Below are 11,041 nucleotides of genomic sequence, written 5' to 3'. Positions count from 1 at the left end.
CTGCGAGGTGCCCTGCGTGCGGATCGGCACCACCGGTGGCGATGCGATCGCGATCGCGGGCGAGGCGCCGGTTGCGATCGATGTGCTGCGGACCTCGCACGAGCGCTGGCTGCCGGAATATATGGGCGGCAAGGCGGCGTAAGGCGCCGCCACACACTCAGTCCCGTAGCCCGGATGAGCGAAGCGACATCCGGGACCGCTGTCGCTTGTGGCAAGACCCCGGATATCGCTTCGCTCATCCGGGCTACGAGTGCGGTGCCTCACAACACGTGTGACGCCCCCGGGATTTTCCGCAACGCCGCCGTCAGGCCCCAGCTCAGGATCACCGTGAGCATGAATCCGACCGCAGCCTTCACGATCGCCGGCAGCTCGTATTCGAACAGCGCGTACTGGATCCACAGCGCGATCGGGTAGTGCACCAGAAAGATACCGTAGGCGTCCGACTGCATGCGGTCGAGCAGGTTTGGCCCCGGCGCTTTCGAATGCAGGAAGAAGGCGAGGATTGCGAGCAGGATCGAGGCCGAGAACAGCACCAGGAACGTGCCGTAGAACACATGGTACCAGTGCGGCAGCGGATCGGGATTCCCGAGGATCTCGCGCTTGATGTAGATCATGCACCACATCAGGCCGTACGGGATCAGCGTGACGATCACCCACGGCCAGCGGTTCCTCGGCAACTGGCCGTCCGAGCTGAGGATGCCGCGATCGAAGTTCGCCGAACCGACGCTGGCGCCAATGAAGAAGTAGCTGAAGTAGAGCAGGATGCGGCTCGCCTGCACCGAGAACGGACCGAGCTCGAACCATTTGTTGGCGCCGAAATAGACCAGCGCCGGCACGTAGACGACAACGCTGATCGCAGCGAGCGCCAGCCAGAACGCGGCCGGCTGATCGAATCCGCGAAGCGAGACGCGGTTGATGGGGTCGACCAGATGCGCCGAGACCCGGTAGAGCAGGCTTGCGGTGAGATCGAACGCGAGCAGCACCCACACGAACCAGATCGGGCCGCTCGGCCACGGGCCTGACGTCACCGTCTTCCACCAGAACGACGCGAAGGTCAGCTCGGGCTCCTGGCGCAGCGCGATGGCGTAATAGGCGAGCGGGATGACGGTGAGGGCCGCGATCGCGAACGGCAGCCCGAGCCGCAACAGGCGGTCGCGCAGGAAGGCCTGTGGCGCCTTGCGCGCGATGCCCGGCCAGGTGAACAGTCCGGACAGGAAGAAGAACATCGCCATGAAGAAGCTGTCGGTGGCGAGCACGATCACGTCGAAGCCGGCCCAGGAGGCCGGATCGGTGTGACCGAAATGCGTGTAGGGAATCACCGCGTGGTGCAGCAGCACCACCAGCGTCAGGAAGGTGCGGGCGCGATCGAGCGACAGATTGCGCGCTTTGCTCTTCGGCGCGACGTGCGCCTCCGCGCCGATCGTCGCTGAATGTGACATCGTGGTCATGGCTGCCCCGCGCTCCTGCTCCCGGCGGGACTGTGCCGTCGGGAACCGGATTCAGCAAGCCTCGTTTGAGCGGGTCTTCGAGCCCGACAGGATTAGGAACCAGTTCCGGGCAGCAAGGTTAGCGTTCGCCAAAAGAGCGTGAGGCCGCGGGCAAGCGGCACCAATTCGGAGCTAGCGATGACGATCCTGAAATGGGCGCTGATTTTCCTGCTGATCTCGATCGTGGCCGGTGTGCTCGGCTTCACCGGCATCTCGGCCGCCTCCGCCGATGTCGCCCGTTTCCTATTTTACGTCTTCGTCGTGATCTTCCTGGTGCTGCTGATTTTGGGGCTCACGATCTTCAGGGCGTAGCCTGGCTGTGCCAGCACTCTCAGTCGTCATGCCCGGGCTTGTCCCGGGCATCTACGTTCTTCTGGAGCCCGATTGGCCAAGACCGTAGATGGCCGGGACGAGGCCCGGCCATGACGGCGGCGTATATCGTGGCCTACCCCACTTCCTCGATCTTCACCTTGTCCGGGTAGAAGGCGAGATGGCCGGAAATCTCCGTCATCGCGGGGAAGGGTGTCTCATAGGTCCAGATCGCGTTGTCCAGCGTCTTGCCGTCAGCCTTGACGCTGTAATAGCTCGCATCCCCCTTGTAGGGGCAATGGGTGACGCGGTCGGTGCGCTCGAGCAGAGCCATCTTGGTGTCCTCCCGCGGCACATATTGCACCGCCGGATATTTGGCCTCCTTCAAGGTCAGTGCCTTGCTGGTCTCGGCAATCACGATATCGCCCGCCGTGACGCGGACGCGCCTCGGGTTCTGGGTGATCGTGATGGGGTGGTCGGGCCCTGGAAGCTTCATGATTTCACGCCTTTTCGATCGATCTGCCTTGCGCGGCACTTTGTCGTGCCTTTATCCCGATGAGATCAGGGATATAGTGCCGGAAAGCGTGACGCAGAAGGCCGTTCACGCTAAGTTTGAGGTTGCTGGCGAGGGGACCACCGGCAGCGATTCGAGACCAGAAGGAGCGAGACCCGAATGCCCATGGACGCCCACGATATCGAGGCGATGATCAAGGCGGCGATCCCCGATGCCGAAGTGACCATCCGTGACCTCGCCGGCGACGGCGACCACTATGCCGCGACCGTGATCTCGGAATCCTTCCGCGGCAAGTCCCGCGTCCAGCAGCACCAAATCGTCTATCAGTCCCTGCGCGGCCAGATGGGCGGCGTGCTGCATGCGTTGGCGCTGCAAACCGGCGTGCCGGGCGCTTGATCTGATCGCGCGACGGGGGGCGACGATGGCTGCGGACAATCCTCGCGGCGCGATGTTTCGCGTCATCGTGCCAAACCAGCACAGCCGCGTCACCAATGTCGAGCTGTTCTTCGACCTCGTCTTCGTCTTCGCCGTCACGCAGGTGTCGCACACGCTGCTGCACCATTTCACGCCGCTCGGCGCGGTGCACGTCACCGTGCTGTTCCTCGCGGTGTGGTGGGTGTGGGTCTACACCGCCTGGGTCACCAACTGGCTCAATCCCGAGCTGACGCCTGTCCGCGTCATGCTCTTCCTGATGATGCTGGGCGGCCTCGTGCTGTCGACGACGATCCCGACCGCGTTCGAGGGGCGGGGCCTGTGGTTTGCGATCGCCTACGCGACGATGCAGCTCGGGCGAACCGCATTCTGGCTGTTCGCAACGCCACGGCATCGGACGGCTGTGCGGCATAACGCGATTCGTATCCTGACCTGGCTCTCGATCTCCGCGGTGCTGTGGGTCGCCGGCGGCCTGTCCGAGGGCGAGACGCGGCTATGGCTGTGGATTGCGGCCGTCGCCTGGGAGTACGTCTCGCCAGCGGCACGCTTCTGGGTCCCCAAGCTCGGCTTCTCGTCGGTCGAGGCCTGGGCCGTCGAGGGCGGCCACATGGCCGAGCGCTGCTCTCTCTTCGTCATCATCGCGCTCGGCGAAGCCGTCGTCGTCAACGGTGCGACCTTTGCCGAGCTGACCTGGACCGCGGACAATATCCTGGCCTTCGTCTCCGCGTTGGTCGGCGCCATCGCGATGTGGTGGGTCTACTTCCACAAGGGGGCGGAGGCCGGCTCCGAGCGGATCTCGAAGTCCACCGAATCCGGCCGGCTGGCGCGGCTCGCCTATACCTATCTGCACATGCCGATCATCGCCGGCATCATCCTGACCGCGGTGTCGGACGAACTGGTGCTGAAGCACCCGAGCGGCCATTCCGATGTCCGCACCATCGTGAGCACGATCGGTGGACCGCTGGTGTTCCTGATCGGCACCATCCTGTTCAAGCACGCGATCCGCGGCTTCCTCCAGCTCTCGCACGGCATCGGAATCATCCTGCTGCTGGTGCTGTGGTGGTTCGCCGCCGATCTCCCGCCGCTCTGGCTCTCGGTCGCGACGACCGCGATCTTGATCGTGGTGGCGGTGTGGGAGTCGCTATCGCTGGGATCGGCAACCGAGGAGGCCGAGGAGCATTGAACGGCGCGCGGCGGTGGCGCGGAGCGTCTACTCCGCCACCTCCAGCGCATGCACCGAGAACATCTCGGCTGCGTCCGTCCAGCTTTCGCGCACCCGCCAGCCCGCTCCTTGCGCCAACGCGGCGAAGCGCTCGAGGCTGTATTTGTAGCTGTTCTCGGTGTGGATGCTCTCGCCCGGACGGAACGAGAAGCTGGTGCCGAGCAGGCGCACGGTCTGGCTCTTCTTGCTGATCAGATGCATCTCGATGCGGTGCCGCTCGCGGTTGTAGATGGCGCGGTGGGTGAAAGCGGACAGATCGAAATTGCCGCCGAGCTCGCGGTTGATGCGCACGAGAACGTTGAGGTTGAAGCGCGCGGTAACGCCGGCGGCATCGTTATAGGCGTCATGCAGCACGCGCTCTTCCTTTTCGAGGTCGGCGCCGATGATCATCTGCGCGCCCCGGCCCAGGATCTCGCGCGCGCTCTTCAGGAAGGCCTGTGCTTCATGCGGCTCGAAATTGCCGATGGTCGAGCCCGGGAAGAAGCCGACCTTGGGCATGGATGCGACCTGCTTGGGCAGCTCGAACGGCGTCGTGAAGTCGGCTGCGACCGGATAGATGCCGAGCGTCGGGAAGTCACGCTTCAGGCCGCTCGCCTGCGCCTTCAGGAAGTCGCCGGAGATGTCCACGGGGACATAGGCCGCGAATTTGCAATGACCCAGCAGCAGGCGGACCTTCGTGGTCGCGCCCGCGCCAAATTCGACCAGAGCTGCGTGCTCCGGAATGATCTTCGCGATCTCGCTGCCGCGCTCCTTCAGGATCGATAGCTCGGTGCGGGTCGGATAATATTCCGGCAGGCGCGTGATCGCCTCGAACAGCTCCGAGCCGGTCGCATCGTAGAAATATTTCGGCGACAGCTTTTTCGGCTGCTGCGAGAGGTCCTCGATGGCCTCGCGGGCGAAGGCGGTGGTCTGCTCGTCGGGAAGATGGGCTTCGGCCAAAGCGCTGGCGTGCACATTCATGATACTCTCCTGAACGCGCTGTCCGGCGCGCATTTGTCGTCGGATAGGAATTTTACTCGTAGTCGGCGAGCCGCAGCCCCGTGAATTGCCAACGGTGGTGCGGATAGAAGAAGTTCCGATAGGTGATACGGCTGTGGCCCTCCGGAGTTGCAAGCGAGGAGCCGCGCAGCACCAATTGGTTGACCATGAACTTGCCGTTGTACTCGCCGAGCGCGCCTTCGATGGGGCGGTAGCCGGGGTAGGGCGCGTACGCGCTGCGGGTCCACTGCCAGACGATGCCGAAGGCGTCGTTGAGCTGGCCCGCGCGGGCGGCGACCTCCCATTCCATTTCGGTCGGCAGATGCTTTCCGGCCCAGCGCGCGAAGGCATCGGCCTCGTAATAACTGACGTGGCAGACGGGCACGTCGGGATCGACCGGCTTGAGGCCGGCGAGCGTCATCACTTGCCACGCGCCATCAACTTCGCGCCAATGGCCTGGGGCCTGCCAGTCTTCCTTGCTGGCTGCGGCAAAGCCGTCCATCAGCCACAGTGTTGCAGTCCGGTAGCCGCCATCGCGCATGAAGGCGAGCCACTCGCCGTTGGTGACGAGGTTGCGCGCGACCTTGACCGGGCCCACCAGGGCGCGGTGCGCCGGCTTCTCGTTGTCGAAATGAAAGCCCTCGTCGACATGACCGACGGTGTGGATGCCTTCGTTCAGCATCAGCCAGTCCTCGCCTGAGCGCGTCGGGGCGGGGAAGCGCCACTCGGGATCGTAGGCCGGATAGACCGGGTTCTGCGCGAAGGCATGCAGGATGTCGGTGAACATCAATTCCTGATGCTGCTGCTCATGGTTCAGCCCGACCTCGACCAGCGGCGCGATCTTGCGAAGCTTGTCGGCACCGGCCTCGCGGAAGAATTTGACGACCGCGGCATCGACATATCTGCGGTAAGCACCGACCTCGTCGGCGCTGGGGCGGGTGATGTCGCCGCGATGATTGCGGGCATGACGCGGGCCGGCGCTGACGTAATAGGAATTGAACAGGAATGCGAAATCGGGGTTAAAGGCCCGATAGCCCGCAGCGTGCTCCCTGAGCAGGAATTGCTCCCAGAACCAGGTGGTATGCGCCCGATGCCATTTTGTCGGGCTCGCATCGGGCATGGACTGGATCTGCTGGTCTTCCGGCGACAGCGGTGCGGCCCGGCGTTCGGTCTCATTGCGGACGGCAACAAATGCGTCTTCCAGCCTCCGGGCGAGGCCGCCCTGACCGGAGCTTGACGAAAACGGGGCGGTGGCCGTAGCGGAGGCTTGTTTCGTCACGTTTTTCTCCAGACAGGACAAGAGAACGTTGTTGGCGTTGCCCGGTTCCAAAAACAGGGTTCGTCCTAGATAGGGGCTCCGTTACGGTATGAAAGTCCTCCCGGGCGATGATATTCGCGTCATCATGCAATGCGGCTGGCGTCACCAAGGGGCGGCCGCCCAGGGGCTGTTCGCCGCCATTTTACTTTGGATGCACAACGGTTTGGGCTACATATATGAGCAGATATCGGGCTAGATCGGCTGAGCCGGCCCGAAGCGATCGTTGAGGCCCCAGAAGGACACAAATATGAGCATCGAGGAATTCATCGCCAACGAAGTGAAGTCGAACGACGTGGTTCTGTTCATGAAGGGCACGCCGCAATTTCCGCAGTGCGGTTTCTCCGGCCAGGTCGTCCAGATCCTCGACCATATCGGCGTCGGCTATAAGGGCCTCAACGTCCTCGAATCCGCAGAACTGCGCAACGGCATCAAGACCTTCTCCAACTGGCCGACCATCCCGCAGCTCTATGTAAAGGGCGAGTTCGTCGGCGGCTGCGACATCGTCCGCGAGATGTTCCAGGCCGGCGAATTGCAGCAGCTCCTCTCCGAGAAGGGCGTCGTCGTCGCGGCTTGACCCGTGACCCGGCTGACGCGCCGGATCGGCGGCGCCGATCTCGAGATCGTCGTTGCCGACATCACCACGCTCGGCGTTGACGCCATCGTCAACGCGGCCAACACGTCGCTCCTTGGCGGGGGCGGCGTGGATGGGGCGATCCATCGGGCTGCCGGGCCCGATCTGGTGGCCGAATGCCGTATGCTTCACGGCTGCAAGACCGGCGATGCCAAGATCACCAAGGGCTACCGACTCAAAGCGGCCCATGTGATCCACACTGTCGGGCCGGTCTGGAATGGCGGAACGCTCGGAGAGGACGATCTGCTCGCCTCCTGTTATCGCCGGTCGATGGAGCTGTGCGGCAAGCACACGCTAACCTCCGTGGCATTCCCCGCGATTTCGACCGGCATTTTCCGCTTCCCCGCCGACCGGGCGGCAGACATCGCCGTGCGCACGACGATCGAAGGGCTCTCTGCCGCGCCGTCCGTGACCCGGGTCGTGTTCTGCTGCTTCGCCGAGCCCGGCGCGAAGCTGCATGCCGAGGCGCTTGAGCGGCACAGCGGCCCTTGTGCCTGATCATGCGGTCGGTACACTCCGTCGGACCATGTTCCGGGGAGGGGATATGATTTTACAGTCCGGACTGCGTGCGCTGCTCTGCGGCGTGCTGGTGTCGCTCGGCGCAATATCGCTGGCACGCGCGGAAGGAACCTACGAGATTCCGGCCGGCGCGCATTTCAATCAGGACAAGCTCGCCAAGGTGAGCGAGTTCTTCAAGAACGAGGTCGCGACCGGCAAGATCGCCGGTGCAACCGTCTTGATCCAGCAGCACGGCAAGCCGGTCTATCACGAAGCCTTCGGCGTGCAGGACGTCGTCAGCAAGGCACCGATCACGGACAAAACGATCTTCCGCCTGTTCTCGATGAGCAAGGCGATCACCTCGGTGGTCGCGGTGCGGATGATCGAGGACGGCAAGATCAAGCTGGATGATCCCGTCTCGAAATACATTCCGTCGTTCGCCAATGTGAAGGTCGGCGTCGAGAAGAAGGCCGAGGACGGCAGCAAGTCGCTCGAACCGGTGCCGCCCAACCGGCCGATGACGGTCCACGATTTGATGACGCACACCTCGGGCATCACCTATGGCTTCTATGGCGACAGCCTGGTCCGCAAAGCCTATCGCGAAGCCAATATCTATGCCGGCGATTTCGACCTCGCCGAGTTCGCAGAACGGATCGCAAAACTGCCGCTGCACAACCAGCCGGGGGCTCTCTGGCAATATGGCCATTCCACCGACGTTCTCGCGCGTGTGATGGAGGTCGCGGCCGGCAAGCCCCTGATCGACATCATGCGGGACAAGCTGCTCGATCCGCTCGGCATGGTCGACACCGGTTTCTTCGTCACGGCTCCCGATAAGCAGAAGCTGCTGGCGCAGCCAGTGCCGAACGACAGCGATTTCCGGGTCGGCCGGATCAATGATCCGACGGTGGTCAAGAAGATCCAATTCGCCAGCGGCGGCATGGTGACGACCATGGCCGACTACGAGCGCTTCGCGCAGATGCTGCTCAATGGCGGCAGCCTCGACGGCAAGACCATCCTCAAGCCCGAGACGTTCAAGCTGATGGTGACTGATCAGGTCGGCCCGGGCTCGGGCGTCGATCGCGATTATTTCTACTTCCCCGGCGACGGATTTGGCTTCGGCCTCGGGCTCGCGGTCCGCACCGATCCCGGTAATGCCAAGCCGCCGCCGCCCGGCGATCTCGGCGAGTTGAAATGGGATGGCGCCTCCGGCTGCTATTTCGTGATCGACCCGAAGCAGGACATGTTCTTCGTGCTGCTGGAGCAAACCCCGACCGAGCGCCAGCGGGTGCAGCGGACCTTGAAACAGTTGGTCTATGAAGCCATGGAGAAATGAAATGAGCGGGCGCCGCGCGCTGATCGCGGCGCTCGTTCTTCTGGTCGGCGTGGTCTGTGCGCGTGCAAGCTCCGAGCGCGCCGCGCACAAATTCTCAGCCGAAGGCCTCGCAAAGGTCTCTGCCTACATCCGGAACGAGGTTGCGACCGGAAAGATTCCGGGGGCCATCCTGCTGCTCCAGCAACACGGCAAGCCGGTCTACTACGAGAATTTCGGCGTCCGCGACCTCGCGACCAGGACCCCGATGAGCGCGGACACGATCTTCCGCCTCTATTCGATGTCGAAGCCGATCACGTCAGTCATGGCGATGATGCTGGTCGAAGAGGGCAAGCTTTCGCTCGAGGATCCCGTCGCAAAGTACATTCCGGCCTTTGCCGACATGAAGGTCGGTGTCGAGAGGAGGGGCGAGGGGGGCAAGGTCGCGCTGACGCTGGAGTCGCAGCAGCGTCCCGTCACGATCAAGGACCTGTTGCGTCATACCGCGGGCCTGCCCTACGGCGCCACTGGCGGCAGTGCGGTGCGCGAGCTCTATGCTGCGGCCAACCTCTTCGACAGCGATCTGTCCAATGCCGACTTCGCCGCGAAGATCGCCGCGCTGCCGCTCGCCGAGCAGGCAGGCACAGTGTGGGCCTACGGCTTTGCCACCGACGTGCTCGGCCGCGTCGTCGAGGTGGTCTCGGGCAAGACGCTGCTGCAGTTCGAGAAGGAGCGGCTGCTCGATCCGCTGGGCATGACCGAGACCGCGTTCCATGTGGCCGATCCCGCCAAGTTTCCGCGCATCGCCGAGCCGATGCCGGAGGACCGCCACATCAGTCCAACGACTGAGGTCCGCGACATCAGGCGGCCCATGACATGGGAATCGGGCGGCGCCGGCCTGGTCGGCACAGTCGGCGACTACGCCCGTTTCGCCCAGATGCTGCTGAATGGCGGTACCTATGAAAGCCGCCGCTATCTCAAGGCCGAGACCATCGCGCTGATGGCGTCGGACCACATCGGCCCTGAGACCAGGATCGGGCGCGACCAGAACTATTATCCGGGCGGCAGTTCCGGCTTCGGCCTCGGCTTCGCCGTGCGCACCTCGGCGCCGCCGGGCACGTCATGGCCACTCGGCGAGTATCGATGGGACGGCGTCGGCGGCACCTTCTTCTTCATCGATCCCGAGGATGATCTGTTCGGGATCTTCATGGTGCAGACGCCGTCGCAGCGCAGCCGGATTCAGCTGGCGTTGAAGACGCTGATTTACCAGGCGATGGGGCGGTAGTCGCGGACGTTCAGCCGCTGTCGTAGCCCGGATCAGCGAAGCGACATCCGGGGTCTCTGCACGTAAATTCCCGGGTATCGCTGCGCTCACCCGGGCCCACGGGACTTACGCCCCGCGGACGATCTCGCGCACGTATCCGATCGTCTCCTCGATCTGGCTCGCATTGACGTCGAGATGGGTGCAGGCGCGGATGCGGCCGTCCATCATCGCAAGCGTCACGCCGCGCTGGCGCAGTGCCGCGACCATCTTGTCGCCGGCAATGCCGGCGCCATCGGGCTTGAAGAACACGAGATTGGTCTCGGGCTCCTGCACCTCGATGCCTGCGATTTGCGACAGCCCGCGGGCGAGCGCGCGCGCATTGGCGTGGTCGTCGGCAAGGCGCTCGACGTGATGGTCGAGCGCGTAGATACAGGCGGCGGCACAGACCCCGGCCTGCCGCATCGAGCCGCCGAGGCGCTGCTTCCACTGCCAGACTGCATCGATGAAGGCGCGCGTGCCCGCAAGCACGCCGCCGATCGGCGCGCCCAGGCCCTTGGAGAAGTCGATCCAGGCCGAGTCCCAGCCTGCGGTCATGTCGCGCGGCGAGATGCCGCTCGCGACTGTGGCATTGAGCAGGCGCGCGCCGTCCATGTGGGTGATGAGGCCGTGTTGCTTGGCGATCGCGACGATCTCGTCGAGATCAGCCTTCTTCCAGATCGTGCCGCCGCCGATATTGGCGGTCTGCTCGACGCTGACGACCGTCTGCGGCGGCTGATAGCGCGTGCGCGGATGCAGCGCTTTCCGGAACGTCTCCGGCGTGAACTGGCCGTCGGGACCCTTCAACTGGGTGACCTGGAAGCCACCGATCGCGGCATGCGCGCCGCCTTCGCGGGCGATGATGTGCGCGGTCTCGTGTGCGAGGATCTCGTCGCCCGGGCGGCAATGCACCAGCGTCGCGGTGACGTTGCACATCGTGCCGGACGGCATATAGACCGCGGCCTCCTTGCCGAGCAGATCGGCCACGCGCTCGCACAGCGCATTCACGGTCGGATCGTCGCCGACCTGCTCGTCGCCGACCT

General features: G+C 64.1%; 12 protein-coding genes. 7 read left to right on the top strand and 5 right to left on the bottom strand.

The annotated features are described in order from the left end of the window. Positions 1-260: 260 nt before the first annotated feature. On the bottom strand, positions 261-1,448 hold the full coding sequence (locus MOV75_RS13810; RefSeq protein WP_246918692.1) for an acyltransferase: 1,188 nt from the start codon (positions 1,446-1,448) through the stop codon (positions 261-263). 177 nt (positions 1,449-1,625) lie between these two features. Here MOV75_RS13810 and MOV75_RS13805 point away from each other — a divergent pair, with 177 nt between their 5' ends. Next, a complete protein-coding gene (locus tag MOV75_RS13805) occupies positions 1,626-1,799 on the top strand; it encodes a DUF1328 domain-containing protein (protein WP_092228199.1) in 174 nt (57 codons plus the stop codon). A gap of 133 nt (positions 1,800-1,932) precedes the next feature. Here MOV75_RS13805 and MOV75_RS13800 read toward each other — a convergent pair whose 3' ends face one another. Beyond that, positions 1,933-2,292, bottom strand: a complete 360-nt coding sequence (locus MOV75_RS13800; RefSeq protein WP_246918689.1) for a DUF427 domain-containing protein — start codon at positions 2,290-2,292, stop codon at positions 1,933-1,935. Positions 2,293-2,469: 177 nt separating this feature from the next. Here MOV75_RS13800 and MOV75_RS13795 point away from each other — a divergent pair, with 177 nt between their 5' ends. Together MOV75_RS13795 and MOV75_RS13790 are read left to right on the top strand one after the other, a co-directional pair. Then, on the top strand, positions 2,470-2,706 hold the full coding sequence (locus MOV75_RS13795; protein ID WP_018316584.1) for a BolA family protein: 237 nt from the start codon (positions 2,470-2,472) through the stop codon (positions 2,704-2,706). A 25-nt stretch (positions 2,707-2,731) separates the two neighbouring features. Beyond that, positions 2,732-3,925, top strand: a complete 1,194-nt coding sequence (locus MOV75_RS13790) for a low temperature requirement protein A (RefSeq protein WP_246918687.1) — start codon at positions 2,732-2,734, stop codon at positions 3,923-3,925. Between the two features lie 27 nt (positions 3,926-3,952). On the opposite strand, the gene egtD is transcribed toward MOV75_RS13790, so the two are convergent. Together egtD and egtB are read right to left on the bottom strand one after the other, a co-directional pair. Then, the gene (gene egtD, locus MOV75_RS13785) at positions 3,953-4,924 is read right to left on the bottom strand and encodes an L-histidine N(alpha)-methyltransferase (RefSeq protein WP_246918685.1); all 972 of its coding nucleotides are present in this window, start codon (positions 4,922-4,924) and stop codon (positions 3,953-3,955) included. Positions 4,925-4,976: 52 nt separating this feature from the next. Beyond that, the gene (gene egtB, locus MOV75_RS13780; protein WP_247005973.1) at positions 4,977-6,272 is read right to left on the bottom strand and encodes an ergothioneine biosynthesis protein EgtB; all 1,296 of its coding nucleotides are present in this window, start codon (positions 6,270-6,272) and stop codon (positions 4,977-4,979) included. A gap of 235 nt (positions 6,273-6,507) precedes the next feature. On the opposite strand from egtB, the gene grxD reads away from it, so the two are divergent. The 4 genes from grxD to MOV75_RS13760 are packed head-to-tail and all read left to right on the top strand — an operon-like array spanning position 6,508 to position 9,983. Further along, positions 6,508-6,834 carry a Grx4 family monothiol glutaredoxin gene (gene grxD / locus MOV75_RS13775; RefSeq protein WP_157333797.1) on the top strand — a complete coding sequence of 109 codons (327 nt, stop codon included), beginning with the start codon at positions 6,508-6,510 and terminating at the stop codon, positions 6,832-6,834. Positions 6,835-6,837: 3 nt separating this feature from the next. Beyond that, positions 6,838-7,389, top strand: coding sequence for an O-acetyl-ADP-ribose deacetylase (locus MOV75_RS13770; RefSeq protein ID WP_246918681.1), 552 nt, complete (start codon positions 6,838-6,840; stop codon positions 7,387-7,389). Positions 7,390-7,435: 46 nt separating this feature from the next. After that, entirely contained in the window at positions 7,436-8,722 is a 1,287-nt protein-coding gene (locus MOV75_RS13765) for a serine hydrolase (protein ID WP_247005971.1), read from the top strand. A gap of 1 nt (position 8,723) precedes the next feature. Continuing rightward, the gene (locus MOV75_RS13760) at positions 8,724-9,983 is read left to right on the top strand and encodes a serine hydrolase (protein ID WP_247005969.1); all 1,260 of its coding nucleotides are present in this window, start codon (positions 8,724-8,726) and stop codon (positions 9,981-9,983) included. Positions 9,984-10,088: 105 nt separating this feature from the next. Here MOV75_RS13760 and MOV75_RS13755 read toward each other — a convergent pair. After that, the coding region (locus MOV75_RS13755) for a low specificity L-threonine aldolase (protein ID WP_247005967.1) at positions 10,089-11,041 on the bottom strand (953 nt) is incomplete at its 5' end.

The sequence above is a fragment of the Bradyrhizobium sp. PRIMUS42 genome, assembly GCF_023006515.1.
In the GTDB taxonomy this organism is placed as follows: Bacteria; Pseudomonadota; Alphaproteobacteria; order Rhizobiales; family Xanthobacteraceae; genus Bradyrhizobium.
This window is presented reverse-complemented; position numbering and strand designations above follow the sequence as displayed.

What these genes read in the sequence shown, in the direction of transcription:
- MOV75_RS13810 (WP_246918692.1), bottom strand. Translation starts at nt 1,448, where the DNA reads ATGACCACGATGTCACATTCAGCGACGATCGGCGCGGAGGCGCACGTC.
- MOV75_RS13805 (WP_092228199.1), top strand. Translation starts at nt 1,626, where the DNA reads ATGACGATCCTGAAATGGGCGCTGATTTTCCTGCTGATCTCGATCGTG.
- MOV75_RS13800 (WP_246918689.1), bottom strand. Translation starts at nt 2,292, where the DNA reads ATGAAGCTTCCAGGGCCCGACCACCCCATCACGATCACCCAGAACCCG.
- MOV75_RS13795 (WP_018316584.1), top strand. Translation starts at nt 2,470, where the DNA reads ATGCCCATGGACGCCCACGATATCGAGGCGATGATCAAGGCGGCGATC.
- MOV75_RS13790 (WP_246918687.1), top strand. Translation starts at nt 2,732, where the DNA reads ATGGCTGCGGACAATCCTCGCGGCGCGATGTTTCGCGTCATCGTGCCA.
- egtD (WP_246918685.1), bottom strand. Translation starts at nt 4,924, where the DNA reads ATGAATGTGCACGCCAGCGCTTTGGCCGAAGCCCATCTTCCCGACGAG.
- grxD (WP_157333797.1), top strand. Translation starts at nt 6,508, where the DNA reads ATGAGCATCGAGGAATTCATCGCCAACGAAGTGAAGTCGAACGACGTG.
- MOV75_RS13765 (WP_247005971.1), top strand. Translation starts at nt 7,436, where the DNA reads ATGATTTTACAGTCCGGACTGCGTGCGCTGCTCTGCGGCGTGCTGGTG.
- MOV75_RS13760 (WP_247005969.1), top strand. Translation starts at nt 8,724, where the DNA reads ATGAGCGGGCGCCGCGCGCTGATCGCGGCGCTCGTTCTTCTGGTCGGC.